The organism is Pseudomonas sp. NFPP04, from assembly GCF_900113815.1.
In the GTDB taxonomy this organism is placed as follows: domain Bacteria; phylum Pseudomonadota; class Gammaproteobacteria; order Pseudomonadales; family Pseudomonadaceae; genus Aquipseudomonas; species Aquipseudomonas extremorientalis.
Map to the genome: position 1 here is coordinate 14,319 of NZ_FOQS01000015.1, position 23,318 is coordinate 37,636.

20 protein-coding genes are annotated in these 23,318 nt (G+C 63.3%); 2 read left to right on the forward strand and 18 right to left on the reverse strand.

The window, feature by feature from the left end:
• Position 1 precedes the first annotated feature (1 nt).
• From BM017_RS25100 to BM017_RS25155, 12 genes are all read right to left on the reverse strand, one after another.
• Positions 2-1,105: a glycosyltransferase family 4 protein gene (locus BM017_RS25100; protein WP_092249525.1), complete on the reverse strand. Its 1,104-nt coding sequence runs from the start codon at positions 1,103-1,105 to the stop codon at positions 2-4.
• Positions 1,096-2,313, reverse strand: a complete 1,218-nt coding sequence (locus BM017_RS25105) for a glycosyltransferase family 4 protein (RefSeq protein ID WP_092249528.1) — start codon at positions 2,311-2,313, stop codon at positions 1,096-1,098. The genes BM017_RS25100 and BM017_RS25105 overlap by 10 nt, the downstream gene beginning before the upstream one ends.
• Before the next feature lie 8 nt (positions 2,314-2,321).
• Positions 2,322-3,650 (reverse strand): GH39 family glycosyl hydrolase, encoded by a 1,329-nt coding sequence (locus tag BM017_RS25110; RefSeq protein WP_071489729.1) that lies wholly within the window; start codon positions 3,648-3,650, stop codon positions 2,322-2,324.
• Positions 3,640-4,830, reverse strand: coding sequence for a glycosyltransferase (locus BM017_RS25115; protein ID WP_092249531.1), 1,191 nt, complete (start codon positions 4,828-4,830; stop codon positions 3,640-3,642). Before BM017_RS25115 ends, BM017_RS25110 begins: the two co-directional genes overlap by 11 nt.
• A complete protein-coding gene (locus BM017_RS25120) occupies positions 4,830-6,821 on the reverse strand; it encodes a GumC family protein (RefSeq protein ID WP_092249534.1) in 1,992 nt (663 codons plus the stop codon). Before BM017_RS25120 ends, BM017_RS25115 begins: the two co-directional genes overlap by 1 nt.
• Positions 6,822-6,836: 15 nt before the next feature.
• Positions 6,837-7,613 (reverse strand): polysaccharide biosynthesis/export family protein, encoded by a 777-nt coding sequence (locus BM017_RS25125; protein ID WP_071489726.1) that lies wholly within the window; start codon positions 7,611-7,613, stop codon positions 6,837-6,839.
• A 29-nt stretch (positions 7,614-7,642) separates the two neighbouring features.
• A complete protein-coding gene (locus tag BM017_RS25130; RefSeq protein WP_092249537.1) occupies positions 7,643-8,554 on the reverse strand; it encodes a glycosyltransferase family 2 protein in 912 nt (303 codons plus the stop codon).
• Position 8,555: 1 nt separating this feature from the next.
• On the reverse strand, positions 8,556-10,016 hold the full coding sequence (locus tag BM017_RS25135; protein WP_092249540.1) for a mannose-1-phosphate guanylyltransferase/mannose-6-phosphate isomerase: 1,461 nt from the start codon (positions 10,014-10,016) through the stop codon (positions 8,556-8,558).
• Positions 10,016-11,455: an undecaprenyl-phosphate glucose phosphotransferase gene (locus BM017_RS25140; RefSeq protein ID WP_092249543.1), complete on the reverse strand. Its 1,440-nt coding sequence runs from the start codon at positions 11,453-11,455 to the stop codon at positions 10,016-10,018. Before BM017_RS25140 ends, BM017_RS25135 begins: the two co-directional genes overlap by 1 nt.
• A 431-nt stretch (positions 11,456-11,886) precedes the next feature.
• Positions 11,887-14,370, reverse strand: coding sequence for a TonB-dependent siderophore receptor (locus BM017_RS25145; RefSeq protein ID WP_092249546.1), 2,484 nt, complete (start codon positions 14,368-14,370; stop codon positions 11,887-11,889).
• Between the two features lie 105 nt (positions 14,371-14,475).
• Positions 14,476-15,426 carry a FecR domain-containing protein gene (locus tag BM017_RS25150; protein ID WP_092249549.1) on the reverse strand — a complete coding sequence of 317 codons (951 nt, stop codon included), beginning with the start codon at positions 15,424-15,426 and terminating at the stop codon, positions 14,476-14,478.
• Positions 15,413-15,928, reverse strand: coding sequence for a sigma-70 family RNA polymerase sigma factor (locus BM017_RS25155; protein WP_071489720.1), 516 nt, complete (start codon positions 15,926-15,928; stop codon positions 15,413-15,415). The genes BM017_RS25150 and BM017_RS25155 overlap by 14 nt, the downstream gene beginning before the upstream one ends.
• A 160-nt stretch (positions 15,929-16,088) precedes the next feature.
• Between BM017_RS25155 and BM017_RS25160 the strand changes: the two genes are divergently transcribed.
• Positions 16,089-16,718, forward strand: coding sequence for a LysE family translocator (locus BM017_RS25160; protein ID WP_092249552.1), 630 nt, complete (start codon positions 16,089-16,091; stop codon positions 16,716-16,718).
• Between the two features lie 56 nt (positions 16,719-16,774).
• On the opposite strand, the gene inhA is transcribed toward BM017_RS25160, so the two are convergent.
• Complete coding sequence (gene inhA / locus BM017_RS25165) at positions 16,775-17,455, reverse strand: isonitrile hydratase (protein WP_092249555.1); 681 nt, start codon at positions 17,453-17,455, stop codon at positions 16,775-16,777.
• A 90-nt stretch (positions 17,456-17,545) separates the two neighbouring features.
• On the opposite strand from inhA, the gene BM017_RS25170 reads away from it, so the two are divergent.
• On the forward strand, positions 17,546-18,550 hold the full coding sequence (locus BM017_RS25170) for a GlxA family transcriptional regulator (RefSeq protein WP_092249558.1): 1,005 nt from the start codon (positions 17,546-17,548) through the stop codon (positions 18,548-18,550).
• Here BM017_RS25170 and BM017_RS25175 read toward each other — a convergent pair.
• The 5 genes from BM017_RS25175 to BM017_RS25195 all read right to left on the reverse strand — a co-directional run bounded on the left by BM017_RS25175 (position 18,484) and on the right by BM017_RS25195 (position 23,176).
• Positions 18,484-19,398 (reverse strand): alpha/beta fold hydrolase, encoded by a 915-nt coding sequence (locus BM017_RS25175; protein ID WP_092249560.1) that lies wholly within the window; start codon positions 19,396-19,398, stop codon positions 18,484-18,486. The genes BM017_RS25170 and BM017_RS25175 overlap by 67 nt on opposite strands.
• Before the next feature lie 78 nt (positions 19,399-19,476).
• On the reverse strand, positions 19,477-20,037 hold the full coding sequence (locus BM017_RS25180) for a GNAT family N-acetyltransferase (protein ID WP_092249563.1): 561 nt from the start codon (positions 20,035-20,037) through the stop codon (positions 19,477-19,479).
• Positions 20,034-20,507: a cysteine hydrolase family protein gene (locus BM017_RS25185; protein WP_092249565.1), complete on the reverse strand. Its 474-nt coding sequence runs from the start codon at positions 20,505-20,507 to the stop codon at positions 20,034-20,036. Before BM017_RS25185 ends, BM017_RS25180 begins: the two co-directional genes overlap by 4 nt.
• Before the next feature lie 49 nt (positions 20,508-20,556).
• Positions 20,557-22,383: a glycoside hydrolase family 15 protein gene (locus BM017_RS25190; RefSeq protein ID WP_092249569.1), complete on the reverse strand. Its 1,827-nt coding sequence runs from the start codon at positions 22,381-22,383 to the stop codon at positions 20,557-20,559.
• Positions 22,376-23,176, reverse strand: coding sequence for a glucose 1-dehydrogenase (locus BM017_RS25195; RefSeq protein ID WP_092249573.1), 801 nt, complete (start codon positions 23,174-23,176; stop codon positions 22,376-22,378). The genes BM017_RS25190 and BM017_RS25195 overlap by 8 nt, the downstream gene beginning before the upstream one ends.
• Positions 23,177-23,318: the final 142 nt, after the last annotated feature.

Below are 23,318 nucleotides of genomic sequence, written 5' to 3' on the forward strand. Positions count from 1 at the left end.
TTCACTTCAGCTCCTCGATCAGTTCGGCCAGGCGTCGGCGATAGGCGTGATGGTTGAAGCGTTCCGCCCACTGCCGGCATTGTTCGGGCGATTCATCGGCGGCCCGCTCGCCGAGGCTGATCATCAACTGCGTCAGCGCCAAGCCATCGGTGGGCGAAAAGCGCGGTGCCGACGGCGGGGTGATTTCATCCAGCGACGTGCCGCTGGCCACTGCCACCGGGGTGCCGACGCTCAGGGCTTCGATCACCGGCAGGCCAAAACCTTCGGCGTAAGACGGTTGCCACAGGCGCGAAGCCTGGCGGTACAGCGCATGCAATTCGGCATCCGACACGCCACTGAGTGCACGAATCCCAGGCAGGCTGCGCTGGTTTTCAGGCAAATGATCGAGGCTGCCCACCAGCACCAACTCCGGCACGCCGGGGGACTGGCGCCGCGCCTGGTGCCAGGCCTCCACCAGGAACGGCACGTTCTTGCGCAGCTCGCGGGTGCCCACCAGCAACCAATAGCGCTCGGGCAATTGGCGCGGGCCGAGGTCCGCCGCCAGTTCGGTAAAGCCGTCGACCTGATTGGGCAGCACGCGAATCTTGCCCGCGGCCTTGGGAAACAACCGCGCGGTTTCATCGGCGCTGTACTGCGACGGCGTCCACACCCGGTCGGCGCTGTGCACCGCGTAGGTGATCGACAGGCGATCGCTGGTCTTATAGACGAGCGCCTTCAAGCGGTTGGCGTGGTAGTTGTTCAAGGTGATCTGGAACAGGTCATGCAACAGCACCACGGTGCGCAGGCCCTTGGGTTTGGGCGGCAACGGCAGGCCCATGTTGAAGGTGCTGATGTACAGGTCGATGTGGTGCTCGCGCAACGCCCGTGGCAGAAACCCGGCTTCGAAGCGCAGGCGATTCTGCGGCTGGTGCATGGCGGTCTTGGCGCAACCCCAGGCCGGGCAGTGCGCCTGCAAGCGGGTTTCATCGCCCAGGGGCGCCACGGTAAACCGCTCGAGCTCGATGCCGGGCAGGCCGTGCAGGGCGCTTTCCAGCGCGTACACCTGGCGGCTGATGCCCGATTGCGGCGAGGTGCCGACGGTGCGGTAATCCAGGCCTACACGCATGCGGGCTCCTTTTGATTCTGGGGCAAAAGGGTCGTGTAGACCTTTTCCAGCTGGCTGGCGGCGACGTTCCAGTCATGGGCACGACGCACATAGGCGCGGCCGGCTTCACCCATGGTCGTGGCGGCATCGGGAAATTGCAGCAGGCGCACCACGGCATCCGCCAGGCTCGCAGCGGTTTGCCCGCCGAGGTAATCCAGGCCTTCCACCAAATCCAATCCCGATACGCCTTGCTCGGTACTTGCCAGCGGCAAGCCGGCGGCCAAGGCTTCCAGTACCTTGAGCTTGGAGCCGCCGCCATGGCGCAACGGCGCCAGGAACACCGAGCAGCTCGATTGCAGGCTCAGCAGGTCGGGCACAAAACCCTGCCACTCGATACGCGGGTCCGGCCAGCGTGCGCGCCAGCTGTCGGGCATGCCGAAGCCGCACACGCTCATGCGTACGTCGGGGCAGCGTTCCCAGACCTGGGGCAGGATTTCATCCAGGGCCCATTCGATGGCGTCCACATTGGGCGCGTATTCGTAGTTGCCGAGAAACAGCACGCGTTGGGTGGTTGGGTCGGGACGGGCGGCGGCGAAGTGATCGCAATCCACGCCGTTGACCACCACCGACACCGGCTTGCCAGCGATTTTTTCCAGTACCTGCGCATCGCTGTCGGTCACCGCGACCACCTGGGCGGCCTGGCGCATCACGCGGCGTTCCCAGCGGGCGTAGCGCCATTGATCGTAGCGAATGAACGGCAGCGACCAGCCCGGCAAACGGTCATACGTGGCGGCGCCAAGGGCCGATTCAACGTTGTGTTCCGTCAGCACAAAGGGTTGGGACTTGCGCGCCAGCACCTCTTCATACGGCTGGAAGCTGTAGCTGTGTTCGATTTGCACCACGTCCCAAGGGTCACCCAGCAACCAATTGAAGGTGTCCTGCAATTCACCCGACAAACCATTCACGCTGGCCAGCAGCGGGTACGGCGCAAACAGCCCGGCCAACAGGGTCGTGACGCTGCGCAGAGGGCGGCGCGGCAGGATGATCAGTTGTTCGAGAAACGCTTCCAGCACCTGGCGGTCGCTGAGCGACACCGGGTGTTTGTCATGCAAAAGCAGGGTGATCCGATGCCCGCGCGCGGCGAGGTTGCGCAGCAGATGGAACTGGCGCGTCTTGCCGCCGCTGGTGGCGGGCCAGGGTGAGTAGGGCAGGATCCATAAAATACGCATGGCAGGCCTCAGTCCCATAACAGAATTTGCAGGTTCGACTTGACCGGCACGGTCAGGCCGCTGGTGCCGCTTACCGGGGTTTGTGTGCCGCGCAGCGGGTCGTACAGGGTGGCGCTGGCCAGGCCCGGCAAGTGGGCGTTGCCGCCCTGGGCCGACCAGAAGAACCACAGCTTGCGCCCGTCGGCGCGGGTCCATCCGATGCTGAACAGGCCGTCGGGCAACTGGTCGGCAACCGGCGGATCGCCCGGCGTGAGCGTCGGCCCACTGACGTCGAGGAAGTTCTTCAAGGCGGTGTAGACGGGCTTGGGGTTGGTGTCGATATCCAGCAAGCCGTAGGAGCGGTCACGCACGCTGGCGCGCTGGTCGAGGTCGCTCAAGGTGAACAGGAAGATCTTGTCGAAATCCATCGCACTCATCAGCGCCAGGCGGCGGACCACGTAGTCGGCCTGGGCCTGGAGGGTGATGATGTCCTGGGCGTCTTTTGGCCCCTTGTAGGTTGACCAGCCCCACTCGGTGCTCCACAGCGTGTTCACGCCGCCATGGCGCAGGGCCTGGTTGAGCTGGGTGGTCTTGGCGATGAAGTCCAGGTTGGCCGGGTCGTTGCCTTCGGGCAATTGGGTATAGGGGTGGTAGGAGATCACTGTATTCAGGCTGGCCACGCCGAGTGCGCCCAGGGCGTCGAACATGGTCTGGCCACTGGGCATTTCGCTGAAGAACGCCATGCCGGCGGCCACCACCGGTTTGCTCGGGTTCACTGCGCGCAAGGCGTTGGTGGTGACGGTCAACAGATTCGCGTACCCGGCAGGGTCTGCCGCCGGGCGCCAGAAGCCGAGCAGGTTCGGTTCGTTCCAGACTTGCCAGGCCTCGACGCTGGGGTAGCGCTGCGACAGCAGAGCCATGCGGTTGGCAAACACATTGGGGTCTTTCGGCGGGTACTGGTCCGGGTACATCGACAGCGGCGGGGCGCTGCTGATAAAACGCGCCGACCCCACCAGGTAAAACACCGACTTGATCTGGTTCTGCTGCAGCTTGCCCACCAACTCGTCGAGGGTGGCGAGCTTGTATTGGTTCTGCGCGGTTTCCAGCTGATCCCAATGCAGATCCAGGCGCACCCACTCCAGGCCCAGGGCCTTGAGGCGGTCGATCTGCTTCTGGTAGCGCTCGGGGCTGAACCACAGGAACTGCGCATTCACCCCCAGGAAGTCCTTCCAGACCACCTCCTTGCTGCCCTTGAGCACATGGCTTTCGGCATCCGCCTGGCGTCCCCACAAGAATGCGGTCAGGCCCAGGGCGGCGACCACCGCGAGGGTGGCCAGGTAGGTGCGTTTACGCGCCATAGGGGGCTCCGGTGATGGCCTGCTCGAAGAGCTGCTTGAATTTCCGCGCGGTCAACGGCCACACGCGCTCACGGCCGATTTCGCCGGCTCGTTCGGCCCAATCCCGGGCCAGCAGCGGCGTACGCGCCAGGCGCAGCAGCTGTTCGCCGAGCGCGGCTACATCACCCTCGGGGTAGATCGCGCCGTTGCCGCTGGCGACTTCCTCGGCAAACGCGCGGGCGTCGGAGGTGATCGCGCCGCGCCCGCAGGCGGTGGCCCAGGACAGTGCGCCACTGGTGCCACGCTGGCGCCCCAGCAGGCCGAGTTTTTTCGATTCACGGTAGGGCAGCACCATCACGTGGTGCGCCTGGATGGTCTGGGCGATGTCATCCGCCGGCAGGTTCAGGCGCCAGTCGATGGCGTCGGTCAGGTCCAGCGCCGCGATCTGTGCGTTCAACTGCTCCAGGTAGTTACCGCCTGCGCCAAACGCCATTTCCGCGGCGGTGCCGCCCGCCAGTGTCAGGCGCACGCGGTCGCGCAATTCGGGGGCTTGCTTGAACACATCCGCCAGTGCCTGTACCAGGTCTTCGATGCCTTTGCCTCGGTAGATAAACCCGAAATACAGCAAGCGCAGCGTGGCGAGGGGCGGCAATGGTGCCGCCGGGATCGGCAGGTTGGCATGGTTGATCACCGCAACTTTGCCGGCCGGCAGGTGCATGCGCTGGCTCAGGCAGTCGGCGCCCAGGCGGGTGAGGGTCACCAGCCGGGTCAGCCCCTTGGCGACCTGGCGCTCTTCGCGCAGGGTCAGCGGGTCGGCCAGCACCACGGCTGCCTGCGGCAGTGGGCTGGGCAACCTTTCCATCAGGTTCAAGGGGAACGGCAGGTGCTCGCGGCGCCACACGATGCGTTCCGGGTCATGCACCGTGGCGGTCAGCGGCAACTGGGGGTAAGCCTTGCGCAATTCACGCAAGGCCAGGAATTCCCCCAGGCGCCCGCCGCCCAGTTCGGCGTGTACCAGGTCGACGGCCTGCCAGTCGAACGCGTCGATGGCCTGTTTGATCGCTCCGGAGTTGCCCGCCACCCCGGCCAACGGCGTCAGCACCGTCACACCAAGGTGTTCCAAGGCCGTGCGGAAATGGTTCGCGTAGTCGGCGATCCCGTTTTTCTCCGGCGGCAAGGGGGCGAGCAGGGCGATTCGCATCAGAACGCTCCCCGGTACTTGCCGATGGTGCGCAGCACTTTGCCCGGCACTTCAAACTTGCGACGGTTGATGATAATGCCGTCCACCTTGCCGAACGCGGTGTTGAGGATCGACAACGCATGCTCCACCACCGGCACGGTACTTTTGCGCGCTTCCACCACCAGCCCGATCAGGTCGGCGCGACGCAGATCGACAAACGCCTCGCGGTTGTCCAGCAGGGCCGAGGCATCCAGCAGCACCACTTCACCCGGCGCAGCAGCGTGCGGCCCGCCGACGCGCACGTTGATGCCGTTTTCACTGAGCAATTGGCGCAGTTGCTCAACCACAAAGGTCACCCCTTCGCCGTGACGCGCCGAGGTCAGGCCCAGGGTCAAGCCCTGTTCGGCAATGCGCTCGGGCTGCAGCAGGCTGTACAAACGGTAGATGCTCGCATTGAACGCGTTGGTGCTTTGCGCGGTGGAGGTGTCCAGCTCCGGCAGGGTGGTCCACAGCGGCAGGCCGAACTTGCGCTCCACCAGGCCACCGTCGTGAATCCGCTGGTCGAGCAGGTAGCACAGGTAGATCACCAGCAGGCCGACCACGATGGCGAACGGGATCGCCAACACCAGCATCACCAGGGTTTTCGGGAAGATGCGGCCCGGGTTCAGGGTGGCTTCTTCGATCACGGCGATGTTGCTGATCTGGCTGTTGTCCAGCTCACGGTCGATGCGCGATTTTTCCAGGTTATCCACGTACAGCGCGTAGTTGCGCTCGGTGGTGTTCAGCTCGCGGGAAAGGCGAGCCAGCTCCGGCTCGATCTCCAGGGCTTGCTTGCGTTGCTCTTCCAGGTTCAACAGTTGTTTCTGTTGTTGCACCAACTGAGTACGCAGCGCCACGTTGTTGCTGGTTTCATCCAGCAACACGCGCTGCAAGTGAATTTCCAGGGTGTTTGGCGCACGGTTCTCCGAGGCTTGCACCGTGTTGCTCTCGCTGTTGACCTGCATCTGCATGGCCCGGATCGACGCGTCCAGGGCTTTGACCGGCGGCGCGTTGTCGGTATAGGTGCGCATCATGTCGGCCTTTTCCAGCAGCTTCTGGTTGAGCAGGCGACGCAAATCCTGCTGCTGCGGGTTCAGGGCGATCTGGCGTACGGTGGTGACTTCCTTGGGTTGGCCCTTGAGCTGGGTGCGCGTGCTCTGGATCGCGCTGTCGGACGAGGCGATCAACCGCGTCGTGTTGAAGGTCTCACCGCGCAGCACGTTGATGCGCTCGGACAAATCCTCCAGGCGGTCGGTGATGCTCGCCGCGCCGATCTGGTTCAGGTGCGTGAGGATCTGCTCCTTGTAGCTCTTGATCTCGGTGGCACTGTTGGCTACCTGGCCTTCGTAGAACGCGTACAGGCTTTTGCGCCCCAGGGCCTCGGTACGCTCGTTGATGTAGGTCTCGACCCAATCCTTGACCACCGCCTGGGCGATCTCGGGGTTACCCCACTTGAAGCTGATGTCCATCACCGTGGAACCGACGGCGTGGCTGACCTCGAAGTTTTTCTCCAGGCTGGCGGCCAGGCGTTCCACCGGCGTGGTTTTCTCCACGATACCGACGGTTTCAAGCACTACGCGCAGGCCATCGAACACCGCGCCCACGCCGCTCTTGACGTAGTACTTGGTGCGCTTCCAGAAACCTTCCGGCGGCGGCGCGTTTTCAATCACTTCCAGGTAATGCTCGGCCACCGCGCGTACGATCGGCCGGCCGGTGAGCAGGCGTTCTTCGTCGACAATCGGGTCGCGTTGGGTGCTGGGCATTACCAGCGCCTGGCGGTTGCTGATCTCGATGGGCAAGGTCGAATCACGCCCTGGCTTGACCAACAGGCGCGCGGTGGACTCGTACTTGGCCGGCAGCAGGAACGCCCCCAGCAGGATGATCACCAGCGCGGCAATCGCCGCCAGCTTGAACTCATGCCGGAAGATGAAGAACAAGCGCAGAAGATCACGAAAAGAACGGATCTCGATCATTGGGATGTCGCTCCTTTAGTTGTTGCCGCCGCTGGTTCGGGTGTAGTTGTAGCCAACCCCGATCGACTTGGTGAACGGGATCAGTTGGTTCATGTAGGTATCCACCCCCTGGATGCGTTCGCCCACGTTGGACTTGGGCACGAACACCACATCGCCGCGTTGCAGGCGCACGGGTTTGCGCCCGTTGGGACCGGTCTTGAGCAACTGGCTGAAATCCAGGAAGTACGCGCGATAGGCACCCTGGGCGTCTTCGCGCAGCAGGGCGACCATGCTGGCGTTGCCTGCCGGGCTGACCCCGCCGGCACCGATGATGGCTTGTTCCAGGGTGTTGGCCGTGGCGATCTGCACCGCCGTCGGGTTGTTCACCGCGCCGCCGACGATGATCGAGCCGCTCGGCGCCTGGTTGATGTTCACCGTCACACGCGGTTCGCGGTAGATGGGCGCGAGTTTGCCGGTCAACTCCGTGGCCAGCTCCGACGGCTGGCGACCGGCGACCTGCACCGGCCCCAGGAACGGGTAGTTGATCTTGCCGTCGGTCTGCACCGTGTACAGCGTCAGCTCATAGATGGTGCTGACGTTGAACGCCGACAGTGTCGGCATCTCGCCGGCATCGCGGACGATGCGCAACTGGTCGCCGATGCGGATGCGCTCCACCGCCGGCGGCAATTGTGCCAGCTGGTCGAGGGCGCGTTTGCCGGCCTCGACGGTGTCACTGTCGGGCGGGACGATGCGTGCCGGCGTATTGCAGGCGGCCAGGGCCACCATGGCCACGACGAGCAGGGTTCGTTTCATCAAGGGGGACTTCCTGTGGGTCATGATGCTCACCTCCAATAACCGGGAAACATGCTGATGCGCCGCTTGAGGGCGAGGGGGAGGCGGCGCTCCAGATGGCCCAGCCGGTAGCCGAGCAGTTTGAACGCGCTGCGCACCAGTACTTCGGGAACACGGTGCAAGGCACCGGCCTTGCGCAAGGCCGCCAGTTCAGCCAGCACGTAGCGTTTGCCTTCGCTACCGGCATCGCCAAAGGCCTGCTTGATCCACGGTTCGCGGCCGTAGAACACGCCGATATCGAAGTAGCGGTGAAACTCATCCATGAGCTTGTAATCGTGCGAGTGATGCACCAGCGCCGTGGCGGCGTAGCGCACCTTGTAGCCTTCGAGCAGCATGCGCGCCGCCACATAGGCGTCCTCGCTGCCGATCACATCCGCCGGGAAACCGCCCACCGCCTCCAGCACGCTGCGCCGGTAGACGGAAAACGAGTCGGAACTGAAGCAGGTCTTGATCCCCAGCTCCGGCGCATCGGCCAGGCTCTTGCTGCGGCTTTGCTCCGGGTAGTTGAAGTGCCGCGATTGCGCACCCAGTACTCCGGCATCGGGGTGCGGCAACTGACGACCGTAGGCCACGCCGTTGAGCGGGTCCTGCTGCAATTCGGCGAGCAGGTTGGCGAAGGTTTCCGGGGTGGCGGGGATCGCATCCTGGGTCATCACGATCAGCGCGTCGCCGCTCACCTGCCCACTGGCCCAGCGCCGGGTGCCGCCGTGGTTGAAGTCACGCGCGTCGATCACCTCGACCCGCGCCCCGAATTCGCGAAAGCGCGCCACAGTGTCATCGTTGGAGGCGCTGTCCACCACCAGCATCTCGTCGGGTTGCAGGGTTTGCATCTTCAGCGCCGGCAGCAGGCGGCCCAGATGGCTGGAAGCGTTACGGGTCGGGATGATCAGTGAGGTGAGCATGTCATTTCTTCACTTCTGCGGGCGCGCGCCCGTAGATGTCGTCGAAACGCACGATGTCGTCCTCGCCCAGGTACTCGCCGCTCTGCACCTCGATCATCACCAGGTCGATGATGCCGGGGTTGGTCAGGCGGTGCTTGTGCCCGGCGGGGATGTAGGTGGACTCGTTGGCGTTGATCAGGAATTCACGCTCGCCGTTGGTGATTTGCGCCGCACCGCTGACCACCACCCAGTGTTCGCTGCGGTGGTGGTGCATCTGCAACGACAGCGACGCCTGGGGCTTGACCACGATGCGCTTGATCTTGAAGCGGCTGCTTTCCTCCAGCACGGTGTAGGTGCCCCATGGCCGGGTGACGGTGCGATGCAGGCTGTACGCCGGGTGGTTCTGGCGCTTGAGCTCGGCGACGATGTAGCGCACGTCCTGACTGCGCTGGGCGTCGGCGATCAGCAGGGCGTCGGGGGTGTCGACGATGATCAGGTCGCGCACGCCCACGGCGCCGAGTACGCGCTTGGGCGAGTCGATGTAGCAGTTGTGCACGTCGTGCAGAATCGCTTCGCCGTTGACCTGGTTGCCATGGGCGTCGCTGGGGGTGAGCTGGCGCAGGGCTTCCCACGAGCCGATGTCGCTCCAGCCGATGTCGCAGGGCACCACGGCGACTTGCCTGGATTTCTCCATCAGCGCCACGTCGATGGACACATCCGGCGCGCTGCCGAAGGCGTCCGCGTCCAGCTCACGCTGGCGTGAGGTCTTGTTCTGCAGGCTTTGGCTGTGCTCCAGCGCGGCGCGGGCAGCGTCCAGTACGTCCGGTGCATGGGCGGCGAGTTCGTCCACCAGGGCGCTGGCCTTGAAGCAGAACATGCCGGCGTTCCACAGGTGTTTGCCGCCGGCGAGGTAGCCTTGGGCGGTGGCCAGGTCGGGTTTTTCCACGAAGCGCTTGACCCGATGGCCGGTGCCCAGCGCCTCGCCCTGTTCGATGTAGCCAAAGCCGGTTTCCGGATGATCCGGCTGAATGCCGAAGGTCACCAGGTAGCCCGCTTCGGCCAGGTCGCGGGCCTGGGTCACGGCCTCGGCGAACGCCACTTCATTGAGGATCAGATGGTCGGCGGGCATCACCAGCAACTGCGCGTCACCGCCGAAATGCTCCTGCACATGCAACGCCGCCACGGCAATCGCCGCCGCCGTGTTGCGGCCGAACGGCTCCAGCAGCAGGTCCAGGGGCAGATGGGCCTTGTTGACCAGGCGGTAGTCATCCAGGGTGCGGAACAGCAGGTCGCGGTTGGTCACTGTCAGCACGCTTTCCACACCCGGCAGCTTGGCCGCGCGCTGGAAGGTTTTCTGTAGCAGGCTCTGGCCGTCGCGCATGCGCATGAACGGCTTGGGCATGTTCTGCCGGGACACCGGCCACAGCCGCGTGCCCGAACCACCGGAAATAATGCAGGGAATCAATCCGTTGAGTGTGTTCATCAATAGACTTCCTTGGTGGAAAGGACGGCCGGGACCGTCATGAAAACGATGTACAAGTCGAACCACACCGACCACTTCGAGATGTACTCCAGGTCGTATTCGACCCGTTTCTGGATCTTGAACAGGGTGTCGGTCTCACCCCGGTAGCCGTTGATCTGCGCCCAGCCGGTGATGCCCGGCTTGACCCGGTGCCGCGAGCTGTATTCGCTCACCGCCACTTCGAAGGGAATGCCCGCAGCCTTGGTCGCAGTGGCATGCGGGCGCGGGCCGACCATGGACATGTTGCCCAGCAGCACGTTGAACAGTTGCGGTAGCTCGTCGATGCTGGTCTTGCGGATGACGCGGCCGACGCGGGTGATGCGCGGGTCTTCGCGGGTGGTCTGGCGTTCCGCGGTGAAGTCGCTCTGGTCGGTGTACATCGAGCGGAACTTGAACACGCGGATTTCGTTGTCGTTGTAGCCATAGCGGTTCTGGCGGAACAGCACCGGGCCTTTGGAGTCGAGCTTGATCGCAATCGCCGTCATCAGCATCACTGGTGACAGGCATACCAGCGCCAGGCTGGCCAGCAGCAAGTCCTCGCAGCGCTTGATTACCGGCGACCAGCCGCGCAACGGCAATTGCGAGGTGTTGAACATCAGGATGCCGCCCACGTCGGTAATCTTGCTGTGGCCGTAACGCAGGGCGGCCATGTCTGGTACCAGCATCACGTTCACCGATAGCTGCCGCAGGCGGTTGACCAAACCATGGATGCGCTGCTCGGCGGCCCAGGGCAGGCAGATCATCACCTGGTTGACCTGCTCGGCGCGGATCAGCTTTTCCAGGTCGCGGGTGTTGCCCAGCAGGGGCAGGTTGCTCAGTTCCTTGGGAATGCGTTCGGTGCGGTCGTCGATGAACCCGACCAGGCCGGAGCGGATGTCACCGTTGCGCAGCAGGTGATCGGCAACGTGTACGGCGGTGTCGGTAAAACCCAGGATCACCGTGCGTTGCAGGAATTTGCCGGCACGCATCAGCTTGCGATACAGGCGCAGCATCAGCAGGCGCTCCAGGCAGAACAGCGCCAGGCTGGCGACGTACCAAGTCACCAGGTTGCGCGGGGTCAACTGCGGGAACATTTGCAGGATCTGGTACATGAACAGCAGGATGCAGAACGCCGCCGACCAGGCCTTGATCTTGGTTTTCAGGCGCAGGCGATTGCTGAACAGTTCTTCGGAATAGATGCCCAGCGCTTGGAACAAAATAATGGTGAGGACCGCGAAAAATACCAGCAGGCCCAGGAAGTGGGCGCGCAGCTCAGGGGCCATCGGGTCGAGCAAGAGCACCAGGACCATGGGGGGCAGAATGGCCGTCAGGCCATGGACCAACTTGACGAAAACAACAAAGAACTCAACAAAACCGGCGCGCGTTAAGAACAGGCTGTCGACGGACGACTTCTCTCGCATACAAACATCCCTCATTGCACTCCAGGCTTCACTGTTCGACGGTTTGTTCAATAAGCGGTGACTGGCTTTAGAACTGGGGTCGAACGACTACGCTGGGTAATACGCAACTAGCCATTCCAAATGCGGCTATCCATTTGAGTGGGTTTTGCGGGGTAGTGACTAAAGGAGTGTTCCTTTGATATGTGTTCAGTCAATGAATTGACGATGGTGCGGAGGTGGCGTGTTAGACAGGTTAACTGGCTTTTTCTTAGGCATTTTATTGACGTTCCTTGTCCGAACACTCGGTGATTGGGTGTGTTTTTGAGTGTAGGAACAAATGTCAGATTTTTCCTGCTTAAAGGAAAAACCTTTTTCAATGCGAGGTAGGAAAGGGGGACAAAGAGGGAGGGGCAGGGCGCACTAAGTACCCTGCCACCGGGGCTTTCACCGGATCAGAAGTTGCCTTTCAAACTGACGGTAAAATTGCGCGGTTCACCGTAGAAGTTGCCCCAAGAGGCGGTGCCGACCGTGTTGTAATAACGTTTATCGAACAAGTTGTTGCCGTTGAGCGCCACGGTCCAGGTGTCATCGAGGCGATACGCCACGCGCGCGTTCCAGGTGGCGTAACCGGCCTGTTCCAATTTGATGGTTTGCACGCGGTAGTTGCTGCTCTGGGCATTGACTCCGGTGCCCACGCTCCATTTCGACAGTGCGCCATCGAGCTGGTAGTCACCCCACACGCGCAGCATGTGCCGAGGCACATAGGTGTTGGAGACGCCGCCTTCTTTTGTGCTGTCAATGGTGTTCAGGGATTTGGTCTGGGTGTAGGTGTAGCCGCCGAACAGTTGCAGGCGCTCGAGCACTTCACCGCTGATTTCGGCCTCCACGCCTTGGGCGCGCACCTTGCCTTTATCGGTGTAGCAATAGCCATCGGCAGAGGTCGGGCAGAAGCTGTTGTAGTCGGTTTCGGCGCCGTTTTTCTCGATGGCACGGAACAATGCCAGGGAGCTGTTGAGGCGCCCATCGAACCATTCGCCCTTGATACCCAGCTCGTAGTTGTCGCCGATTTTCGGTTTGAGCGCCGCGCCATCGGCCGTAGCGTAGGCACTCTGCGGCTGGAAGATATCAGCGTAGCTGGCGTACACCGAGAGGTGCTCATTGAGGTCGTAGATCAGTGCGGCGAACGGCGTGACCTCGCCGGTTTCCTTGGTGTGCGCATCTTGCAGGGACCACTCGCCCCAGCCCAGGTTATAGGACTCGCGACGGTTGTCGTACCAGCTCACGCGACTGCCGACGATGAACATCAACGGCTCGGCCAGGCGCAGGCGCAAGGTGGCATAAGTACCGTATTGGGTGGCGGTTTCCTTGACCGTGCCGCCACGGTACATGTTCGGCCAGAAGGTGCTGTTGGCCGGTTCCGGGAAGTGGTGGTCTGGCTGGTAGATGCTCTGGCGTCTGGGCAGGTTCTGGATTGCATAGACGTCGTCCTGGGTTCCGCGGCTGCCGTTGGCGCCGAGGATCACTTCGTGTTCCAGGCCGAAGGCTTCGAACTTGCCGTCGATATAGGCATCGAGGCCGTAGTCCCTGTGGTCGTAGTCCATCAGCGCTGCATAGGAGTTGGCCGTCGGCGTCGGGTCGCCGTAGTTGATGGTGCCTTCGCTGGCGGCGTATTTGGTGTCTTGCAGGTTGCGGCTGTGCACTGCCGAGACCTTGAGTTTCCAGTCATCGTTGAAGTGGTGGGTGACGTCGGCAAAGAACGTGGCACGCCGGCTTTGCCAGTCGTTCCAGGATTGGCCAAGGCAGGTCGAGCGGCTGAGGTTGGCGCTTTTGCCGTCGGCGTAGCGCGGCAGGCCACCCCAGCACGGGGAGGCATCGACATCCTCGTAGCTGGCGCCGACGCCCAGGGTCGTGTCAGGTGTGAGGTCAAAATCCAGCGCACCGTAGAACGCCTGGTCCTTGCGCTTGGCGATGTCCATGTAGGACCCGCGATCCTGCTGGCTCACGGCAGCGCGGCCACGCAGCGTGCCGCTGTCATTCAGCGGGCCGCCGGTGTCGAGATCGGCGCGGTAGTTGTCCCAGGTGCCGGCCGACAGCGACAGGCTGGTGGTAGGCTTGGCCTGCGGCCGTTTGCGCACAAAGTTCACCGCGCCGCTGGCGGTGCCAGCCCCCTTGAGCATGCCAGCGGCGCCCTTGAGCACTTCCACGCGGTCATAAATAGCCATGTTCGCACTGAAGCTGTCGGCCTGGACGTAGTCCTTGCCCATGTCCAGGGGCACGCCGTCGTACTGGTACTGGCCGAGCATCTTGAAACCACGGGAGTAGAAATACTTGCCGCCCATGGGCGACTCGTAGGAGGTGATGCCGGGCGTGCGCTCCATTACGTCGTCGATGGTGGTGACGTTCTGGTCGTCCATGAATTGGCGGGTCATCACACTCACCGATTGCGGGGTTTCCCGCAGGCTGTGTTCGCCCTTGCCGATGGTGACTGCACCGGTGGTGTATGACCCGGTGCCCTCGGTGGTGACACCCAGGCGTTCGCCGTTGATAAGGGTAGCGCCCAGGCTCAGCGAGCCGGTATCGGCCACTTGCGGCAATAGCATCCAGGTGCTGTTGCCCTGGCGTTGGGCTTCAAGGCCCTGGCCGCGCAGCAATTGCTCAAGCGCTTGCTGAGGATCAAGGCGGCCGCTCAAGCCCGGGCTTGTCTTGCCGGCGACGCTGGTGGCGTCGTAGGACAGGCTGATACCGGCCTGGCGTGCGAACTGATCCAATGCAGCGGCGAGGGCGCCGGGCGCGATGTTCCAGTCACGGGCCTGGGTGTCGCTGGACGGTGTATCGGCCATCACGGCCAGGGGCAGGGCACTGCTCAGGCAGGCGCCAAGCAAGGCGGCCTGCATGGCGCGCTTGAGGGGTGAACGTTGGGAGGGGAACGCTTGCATGACCGCGGGGTGCTCCTGAAGGAAGTGGACAGAACCGGCCTGTTGATCGGCCTTTCCTTACAGGTCGAATGGCAATGAGAATTCACCTCATTTATTTTTGAGCGTTTACGCGCGCGCGGAAACCGTCACCCAATAGCGGCTGCGGTACGTGAGATCGAGCTTGAGTGATTGCGCGATCAGGCCCAGCACTTGATCGGTGTCGTCCAGTTGATAAGTCCCCGACACTCGCAGCCCAGCCACCGCCTCGCTGCAGCGCACCAGGCCGTTGCGATAGCGCGCCAGTTCGGCGAGGAAGTCGTCCAGCCGCATCGCCTGGGCGCTGATCACGCCGTCGCTCCAGGCCCAGGGGTCAAGGCCGTTGCCGACAACCGGACGAATGCCGCTGCGATTGAACAACACCTGCTCGCCAGGCTTGAGTACCTGGCGGGCATTGCCCGCATGGCTGTCGGCAAACACCGCCACCGTGCCCTGTTGCACCGCCAGCTGTGTGCCTTGGGCTTCTTCGCGGACCAGCAGACGCGTGCCAAGGGTGCGCAGGTAGCCGTCGCGGGTCTGTACCCAGAACGGTCGGTGATCGGTGCCGGTGTTGACCAGTATTTCACCCTGGCGCAAACGCACCAGGCGACGCTCTTTATCGAAGGCCGTGTCGAGGGCGCTGGCGCTGTTCAACTGGATCCGGCTGCCATCGTCCAGCGCCACCCAGCGCCGCTCGCCGGTGGCCGTGCGGTAGTCGGCCATCAGTGCAGGCAGTGGCGTGTAGTCGCGGCCGAGCCAGGTCAAACCGGCCGCACCCGCAACCAGGCCGAGCAGTTTCAAGCCTTCACGACGGGAGATGTGTCGGCGCGCGCCGCGCAGGGCGTGCCGGCCGACCTGGGGCGGCAGTTGGCTGAAATCGTCATTCATTGCGGCCACCCGCTGCCACACCAACTGGTGCTCGGCGCTGGTGTGCAGCCAGCGTTCGAACGCGGCGGTGCTGGCGTCGTCGGCCACGTTGAAGCGCAGCGTGATCATCCACTGGATGGCCTGGTCCACCAGGCGCGGGTCAGCCTTCGGCATAACGCAAGCGGTAACAGGCATGCAGCGCTTTGGACAAGTCACGTTCCACCGTGGCCTTGGACACACCCAGGCGCAGGGCAATCTGCGCACAGGTCAGGCCGTCCAGTTGCGCCAGCAGGAAGGCTTCGCGCACCCGCGGCTTGAGCTGGTCGAGCAAGCGGTCGATGCGTTCCAGACTATCGAGAATGAGCAGGCGGGTTTCTTCCGACGGCACTTCGAGTTGCGGAAAATGCGCAAGGCTTTCCAGGTAGGCGCGCTCCAGTTCGCGGCGGCGGTACTGGTCGATCATCAGGCTGCGGGCGATGCTGCTCAGGTAGGCGCGCGGCTGCTGCAAGGTTTGCTGTTTGCGCGCATTGAGCAGGCGCACGAAGGTTTCCTGGGCCAGGTCGGCGGCGTGTTCACGGCACCCGGTGCGCCGGCTCAACCAGCCGCGCAGCCAGGAATGATGGGCGTGGTAAAGCTGGCCGATGGCGGCGTGGTCCAGTGGGTGATCGCTCGACATGGGCATCCTGGCACAGCTGTCTTAATTGATAATGTTTCGCATTCTAGACGTTGGTCGTGGCCCTTCGCAATTCCCGGCGCGCACTGTATCCAGCACAATTTTTTGTTTGCCGCCGGTGCACCGACTAATCTGCAGGCTTTTCTCGGTGGAAGGCTTGAGCATGATCGACCTGGCGACCCTGGCGGTTTTTTCCGGTGCTGTGCTGCTGTTGCTGTTGTCCCCGGGGCCGAACATGGCCTTTGTGATCAGCCACGGCGTGACCCACGGCTGGCGCGGCGGGATGGCGTCTGCCCTGGGCATTGGCGTGGCCGACGTGCTGCTGACCGCCTTGACCGCCACCGGGGTGACGGCGCTGGTTGCCAGTTGGCCGCCATCCTTTGACGTGATCCGGTATGCGGGTGTGATCTACCTGCTGTGGCTGGTGTTCAAGACCTTGCAGAAAAAACCTGGGGTGGATGCTGGCCCCGTCAGCCGGGTGCCGCTGGGCCGGGTGTTCCTGCAAGCCATGCTCAACAGTTTGCTCAACCCTAAGGCGCTGCTGTTTTTTGTGGTGTTCCTGCCACAGTTCGTGAGGCCCGAGGCGGGGTCCATCGCTGTGCAGTTGATGGTGCTGGGGGGCGTGTTGACCCTGATTGCGGGCGTGTTTCATCTGCTGCTGGGCATGTCTGGCGGGGCGCTGAGCCGGTTGTTCGCCAGGCGCTCGAAAGGCGCCTGGTTGCAGAAGTGGGGCCTGGCGACGGTGCTGACAGTGCTGGCGGTGCGCCTGGCGGTGATGTCGCGTCCGGCCTGACTAAACGTGTTGGGTCAGCTTTTTGTGGCAAGCCCGCTCGCCACGGAGAAAGCGTATCAACCCAACCGAGCAGCTGCCCGTGCGACGATCTCCCCGCGTACCCTGCGTGATTCGGCGGTGCGCTTGTTGGCCTCGTCCAACACATGCCTGGGGGCGGTGTCCGGGCGACCGGCATCGAACGGCGGTGCCGGCGCGTATTCAATCTGCAGTTGCACCAACTGCGCCGCTGCTTCGCTGTACAACTCTGCCGCGAGGGTCAGGGCGAAGTCGATTCCGGCAGTGATGCCGCCACCGGTCAGCAGGTTGCCATCGCGTACCACGCGCTCTTGCACAGGAATGGCGCCGAGCGGGGCGAGCAGGTCGTGGTAGGCCCAGTGTGTCGTCGCCTTGCGCCCGCGCAGTAAACCCGCCGCACCGAGCACCAGCGAGCCGGTACACACCGAGGTCACGTAGCGTGCGGTTTGTGCCTGGGCCTTGAGGAAATCCAGGGTCTGCGGGTCTTCCATCAACGCGCCGACGCCGGAACCGCCGGGCACGCAGATCACATCCAAGGGCGGGCAGTCGGCATAGGCCATGGTCGGGGTGAACACCAGGCCGGTGCTGGAGGTGACGGGGGCCAGGTCTTTCCACACCAGGTGCAACTTCACGTCCGGCAGGGAACCGAGCACGTCGTAGGGGCCGGTAAGGTCCAGTTGCTGGATGCCGGGGAACAACAGAAAGCCGATCTGCAAGGTCATGAATGAAGCTCCGATAAAGGGGTGGACGGCTTCACTCTAGAGGCCTAGGCTTTGGCGGATGCGCCATTAAGCCCACGAATCACGCCAATCATGCCTCGAATCGTCCATGTACTCGCTTTCGATAACGCCCAGGTGCTCGACGTCACCGGGCCGCTGCAGGTGTTCGCCTCCACCAATGACCTGGCGCGCCAGCGCGGCGAACCTTTGCCTTACGCGGTATCGGTGATCGCCGCGCAATCGCAGCCGGTGATGACCTCCGCCGGTCTGGCGCTGGTCGCCGAGACGCTGCCCGCTGTCGATGCGCCGTGCGATACGCTGGTGATTGCCGGCGGCTGGGGCGTGTACGGCGCCGCCGAAGACCCGGCGCTGGTGGACTGGGTGCGTGCGAAAGCCAGATATACCCGGCGCATGACCTCGGTGTGCACCGGCGCTTTCCTGTTGGCCGCCAGCGGTCTGCTCGACGGCTGCCGTGTGGCCACCCACTGGACCCGTTGCGAGGAGCTGGCGCGCAAGTTCCCTGCGCTGACGGTGGAGTCCAACCCGATTTTCATCCAGCAGGGCGCCGTCTGGACCTCCGCCGGTGTCACCGCCGGTATCGACCTGTGCCTGGCGCTGGTGGAGGAGGACCTGGGCCGCGCCGTGGCCCTGGAAGTGGCGCGGCACCTGGTGGTGTTTCTCAAGCGCCCCGGTGGCCAGTCGCAATTCAGCGTGACGCTGTCCCTGCAAAAAGATGACAGCCGCTTCGCCGAACTGCACGCCTGGATAGCCGAAAACCTCACCCTGGATTTGAACATTTCGACCCTGGCCGCCCAGGCCGGCATGAGCGAGCGTAGCTTTGTACGTCACTATCGCGCCGAAACCGGCCAGACCCCGGCACGTGCCGTCGAGCTCATCCGCGTCGAAACCGCGCGTCGGCAATTGGCCGATAGCACGGCGTCGGTCAAACGCATTGCGGTGCAATGTGGGTTCGGTTGCGAGGAAACCCTGCGTCGCAGCTTTCTGCGCGCCTTGTCGGTGACGCCTCAGGCTTATCGTGAACGTTTTTCGCCGAGCAATTCCAACACCGCGTCCAGTGTGGCCTGCGGCGCTTCCTGAGGGATGTTGTGACCCACGCCTGGCAACACCCGGCGCTGGTAAAACCCGCTGAAATGCTCCACGTCGTCATCCACTTCAGGCGGCGGACCCACGCCATCATCGGCACCGCACAATGAAATGCTCGGCACCGAGATCGCCGGTTGCAACGCCAGTGCCTGCTCGATGGCTTCCAGCGCCGGGTCGCCAGGTGCGTACATGAAGCGGTGGCGGTAGGAGTGAATCACCACCTCGACAAAATCCGGGTTATCAAACGAAGCTGCCGTCTGCGCATACAGCCCCGGCCCCTCGGCCCAGGACGGCGACCACAGCGACCACAACAGCTTGCACAGTTCGCCACGGTTGGCGGTCAAGCCGTCCACACCGCGCGGGGTATGAAAGTAGTACTGGTACCACAAGCGATGTTCCGTCACAGGTGCCCTGGGCTTCAGCGACTGGGCGATGTCCTGGATGTTGTAGCCATCCCCGGTCACCAACCCATGCACGCGCTCGGGCCACAGCGCTGCGACGATACACGCGGCGCGCCCGCCCCAGTCGTACCCGGCCAGCGTGGCCTGCGGGATCGCCAATGCATCCATGAAGTCCAGCAGGTCCTTGGCCAGCGCCGCCTGCTGGCCTGAACGCATTACCTGCGCATTGATAAACCGTGTCGGGCCGTAACCGCGCAGGTACGGCACCAGCACACGGCAGCCATGCCCGGCCAATACCGGGGCGATCGCGTCATAGGCACGTGGGTCGTAGGGAAAACCGTGCAGCAGGATCACCGGTTGGCCGTCGATGGGGCCGTGGGCTTCATAGGCCATATCGAGCATTGAAGTGCGTACGTGGAGCCGTGGGGGGGTCATGGTCATGGTTCACCAAATGGCCAGAGATGCTGGAACTCTAGCCGAAAGGTGTGACGGGAAGAGGTGGTTTTTGGGACCGCGGGCTTACTTGTCCAGTCTGGATCGATACGGCCATTCCCGCGCCAGCAGCCCCAGCACTTCAAGATCATGTCGCTGGCCGTTCCAGAATCCGGCTTCTCGCATTTTTCCTTCGGCTTTGAAGCCAAGACGCTCCAGCAACGCGCGGGACGCGTGATTATGTGGATGAACCAGCGCTTCCACCCGCTGCAGATACATCTGCCTGAAACCCCATTCCAGCGCGGTGCGTAGCGCTTCGCTCATCAGACCCTGGCCTCGGAATTGCGGTGCTAGCTCACAGGCCAGCGAGCAACTGTTCCATCCCTGGTTCCACTTGAACAAGCCACAACTGCCGATCAATCGGCCCTCGAACTCAAGCCCCCAGCGAGTCCCGGGATTCGGTTGGGTACGCCATTGGGCAAAGGTCTCGACCAGGCGCTTTGCCTGGGCAATATTGGCCATCGGGTCTGCGCCGAACCAGCGCATGCTGTCGGTATCACGGTAGATGGCGAACAGCGCTGGGGCATCCTGGGGCACCAACTCCCGCAGTTGCAGGCGTTGAGTGTGCAGGGTAGGAAAAGGGGTCATAAGGTGGCAGCGACCTGGTCTCGATCAACCACGTGCCCAAAGTGATGCCGCCACAAGTCCACCCCCAACTGCCCGGACCTGTCCAGCGACGAGCCTATCGTCAGATCGCTGATCAACGTCGGCTGCAACCCGGCATCAAACAACGCAAACCCCGCCGCCAGCACGCAGGTGTCGGTCTGGATGCCGCACACCAGCACGCGCTCGGGCCCCATGTTTTTCAGGTAGGCAACCGTCTCGGGCGTTGGCGCGTAGCCGTGCTTGATGAAGATACGATCCGCCGCAATCAGGCTTTGGTCATCCGGCGCCGGTTGCCAGCCGAGTTGACGGGCGAAGGGGGTAATGCTCTCGTCGTGACGCTCCACGGTGGCGATTGACGGCATGCGGCCCAGCAGGGCATTGATGCCGTCCACCAGCCACGCGGGAGGGTTGAACGAGGGTTGCACATCGATGATCAGCAATACCTGGCGCATGGTGTTCCTGTCCGTGGCCTGGAGGGCTGCCCATTGTGCACAGGCTATTTCAGGGTTGCCAGGTGGTTTTCTCCCCGCTGAGCTTGCGGTCCAGGAACGTCGCCGCGCTGATCAACGCCAAGTGGCTCAAGGCCTGGGGCGTATTGCCCAGGTGCCGGGCCTGGTTGTCGAACTCTTCGGCGTACAGCCCCAGGGGGTTGGCGTAGCGCAGCAGTTGTTCGAACTCCAGGTGGGCCTTTTCCACCTGGCCGGCGCGGGCCAGGCATTCGACGTACCAGAACGAGCAGGCCGCAAACGCGCCTTCGGTGCCTTGCAGGCCGTCGATCTGGCTGTCGTCGTTGCGGTAGCGGTAGACCATGCCGTCGCGCACCAGGCTTTTCTGGATCGCTTCCAGGGTCGAGAGCCAGCGCGGATCGGTCGCCGCGACAAAGCGCACCAACGGCATCAGCAGCATCGAACCGTCCAGCGCCGTGCTGCCGATATGCTGCACGAAATGCCCGCGTTCCTCGTTCCAGAAGTTGCTCCAGATATCCGCGTAGATCGCCTGGCGGGTCTGGTCCCAGCGCGCGAACGGCGCCGGCAGCGAGCGCTTGGATGCCAGGCGGATGGCACGGTCCAGCGCCACCCAGCACATCAGCCGCGAGTGCAGGAAGTGGTGCTGTTCGCCGCGCATCTCCCAGATACCCACATCCTCGGTATTCCAGATTTCGCAGACCTGGTCGGCGACTTCCACTGTGTGCTTCCAGCCCTCGTGGGAGATGGCTTCGCCGTACTTGTTGACCAGGTACACCGCGTCCATCAGCTCGCCATAGATGTCCAGCTGGATCTGGTCGAACGCGCCGTTGCCGATGCGCACCGGCTTCGCGCCGCCATGGCCTTTGAAGTGCTCCAACTCGGCTTCCGGCAGCTCCTGGCGACCGTCGATGCCGTACAGGATATTGATCTTGGTCGGCTGGCCGCAGCAGTCACTGACGCGGCCCTTGAGCCAGCGCATATAGGCGTTGGCCTCGTCGACAAAACCCAGGCGCATGAAGGCGTAGACGGTGAACGACGCATCGCGGATCCAGGTGTAGCGATAGTCCCAGTTGCGCTCTCCGCCGGGGCTTTCCGGCAGGCCGAAGGTGGCGGCGGCGATGATTGCGCCATGTTTGCGCGACGTCAGCAGCTTGAGGGCCAGGGCCGAGCGGTTGACCATTTCGCGCCAGCGCCCACGGTAGTTCGATTGCGCGATCCAGCCGCGCCAGAATTTCAAGGTGTGGGCCAGGGCCAGGTCGGTGCAACCGCTGTCTACGCGTTCGTCGTCCTGGCCGCCGAGGACGAACTCGGCACCTTCGTCCTGGTCCAGGGTGAAGCGGGCTACGGCAGCGCCGTCCTGGATCTGCAGCGGATGGCTGCCGGACAGGCGCAGGCCGGGCTGGCCGTCGGCACTGAAGCATACGGTGCCGTTGTCGACGGTCGCGTGTGTGGGCGTGCACGCATAGTCATGCCGCACGGCGCAGCGCAGATGAATCTCGGCCGTGCCGCTGACCACCCGCACCCGGCGTATCAGCAGTGGCAGGTCGTCGATTTCTTCGCTGATGGCCAGCAGGTCGGTGATCTCTACCACGGCGTCGTCGCTGAGCCAGCGGGTTTGCAGCACGTTGGTGTCGGGCAGGTAGATCTGCTCACGGCGCGCGTTGGGCAGGTCCGGGGTGAGCTGGAAGATGCCGGCATCGGGGCTGTCCAGCAGCGAGCAGAAGATCGACGGGCTGTCGAATTCCGGCCAGCAGAAGAAGTCGATGCTGCCTTTGTCGTTCACCAGTGCCGCGCTGCGCATGTCGCCGATGATGCCGTGGGCATCGATGGGGCTTTGTTGCTCGTTCTTCAAATCAACCATTGCCACGGAACTCCGGATACAGGCTCATGCCGCCATCAATAAAGAGTGTGCTGCCCACGACGTAGTCGGACGCATCACTGGCCAGCCACACCACGGCGTTGGCCACGTCTTCCACATCGCCGACCCGTCCATAGGGAATCAGCTTCAGCAGTTCCTTCTCTGCGGCGCCTTCAGTGGCCGCACGATTGATCGCCGTACGGATCGCTCCCGGCGCAATGCCATTGATGCGGATGCGCTGTTCGCTGACTTCCTGGGCGAGGGTGCGCATCAGCATTTCCACGCCGCCCTTGGACGCTGCGTAGTTCGCATGCCCGGCCCAGGGGATCAGCTGGTGCACCGAGCTCATGTGGATGATTTTGCCGGCTGCCCGCGACACACCCTCGCGCACGCCCTGGCGGTTGAAAATGCGCACGGCCGCCCGGGCACACAGGAACTGGCCGGTGAGGTTGACGCCAATCACCGTATTCCAGTCGTCCAGGCTCATGTCCACCAGGTTGGCGTCCTTCTGCAGGCCGGAGTTGGCCACCAGGATGTCCAGGTGGCCGAAGGCATCGAGGGCCTGGGCAAACAGCTGTTCTACCTCTTCTTCTATAGAGACGTTGGCGCCGATGGCAATCGCCCGGCCACCCTCGGCGTTGATCTGCCTGGCCAATGCCTCGGCCGGGGCAGCCTGGCTGTTGTAATTCAGCACCACGGCCGCTCCGGCTTGTGCCAGAGCCTTGGCCGCGCCGGCGCCGATTCCGGAACTGGCGCCGGTTACCAGCGCCACTTGTTGCTCCAACGAGATACGCATTGCTCACCGACCTTTATTTCGTGAGTTCAAGTAGCTGACTGACGGTGCGCAAGGGAAGTTCAGCCGTGTGAATTTAGCGACTACAACCATGGTGGAAAATGGAATAACAGAACTATAAAAAATAACCATAAGATACTAAAAA

Excerpts from the sequence above, each read along its gene's own strand:
- BM017_RS25195 (WP_092249573.1), bottom strand. The coding sequence starts at position 23,176 with ATGCGTATCTCGTTGGAGCAACAAGTGGCGCTGGTAACCGGCGCCAGT.
- BM017_RS25130 (WP_092249537.1), bottom strand. The coding sequence starts at position 8,554 with ATGCTCACCTCACTGATCATCCCGACCCGTAACGCTTCCAGCCATCTG.
- BM017_RS25160 (WP_092249552.1), top strand. The coding sequence starts at position 16,089 with ATGATCGACCTGGCGACCCTGGCGGTTTTTTCCGGTGCTGTGCTGCTG.
- BM017_RS25155 (WP_071489720.1), bottom strand. The coding sequence starts at position 15,928 with ATGTCGAGCGATCACCCACTGGACCACGCCGCCATCGGCCAGCTTTAC.
- BM017_RS25125 (WP_071489726.1), bottom strand. The coding sequence starts at position 7,613 with ATGAAACGAACCCTGCTCGTCGTGGCCATGGTGGCCCTGGCCGCCTGC.
- BM017_RS25110 (WP_071489729.1), bottom strand. The coding sequence starts at position 3,650 with ATGGCGCGTAAACGCACCTACCTGGCCACCCTCGCGGTGGTCGCCGCC.
- BM017_RS25140 (WP_092249543.1), bottom strand. The coding sequence starts at position 11,455 with ATGCGAGAGAAGTCGTCCGTCGACAGCCTGTTCTTAACGCGCGCCGGT.
- BM017_RS25120 (WP_092249534.1), bottom strand. The coding sequence starts at position 6,821 with ATGATCGAGATCCGTTCTTTTCGTGATCTTCTGCGCTTGTTCTTCATC.
- BM017_RS25170 (WP_092249558.1), top strand. The coding sequence starts at position 17,546 with ATGCCTCGAATCGTCCATGTACTCGCTTTCGATAACGCCCAGGTGCTC.
- BM017_RS25190 (WP_092249569.1), bottom strand. The coding sequence starts at position 22,383 with ATGGTTGATTTGAAGAACGAGCAACAAAGCCCCATCGATGCCCACGGC.
- BM017_RS25175 (WP_092249560.1), bottom strand. The coding sequence starts at position 19,398 with ATGACCATGACCCCCCCACGGCTCCACGTACGCACTTCAATGCTCGAT.
- inhA (WP_092249555.1), bottom strand. The coding sequence starts at position 17,455 with ATGACCTTGCAGATCGGCTTTCTGTTGTTCCCCGGCATCCAGCAACTG.
- BM017_RS25100 (WP_092249525.1), bottom strand. The coding sequence starts at position 1,105 with ATGCGTGTAGGCCTGGATTACCGCACCGTCGGCACCTCGCCGCAATCG.
- BM017_RS25180 (WP_092249563.1), bottom strand. The coding sequence starts at position 20,037 with ATGACCCCTTTTCCTACCCTGCACACTCAACGCCTGCAACTGCGGGAG.
- BM017_RS25115 (WP_092249531.1), bottom strand. The coding sequence starts at position 4,830 with ATGCGAATCGCCCTGCTCGCCCCCTTGCCGCCGGAGAAAAACGGGATC.
- BM017_RS25135 (WP_092249540.1), bottom strand. The coding sequence starts at position 10,016 with ATGAACACACTCAACGGATTGATTCCCTGCATTATTTCCGGTGGTTCG.
- BM017_RS25150 (WP_092249549.1), bottom strand. The coding sequence starts at position 15,426 with ATGCCGAAGGCTGACCCGCGCCTGGTGGACCAGGCCATCCAGTGGATG.
- BM017_RS25145 (WP_092249546.1), bottom strand. The coding sequence starts at position 14,370 with ATGCAAGCGTTCCCCTCCCAACGTTCACCCCTCAAGCGCGCCATGCAG.
- BM017_RS25185 (WP_092249565.1), bottom strand. The coding sequence starts at position 20,507 with ATGCGCCAGGTATTGCTGATCATCGATGTGCAACCCTCGTTCAACCCT.
- BM017_RS25105 (WP_092249528.1), bottom strand. The coding sequence starts at position 2,313 with ATGCGTATTTTATGGATCCTGCCCTACTCACCCTGGCCCGCCACCAGC.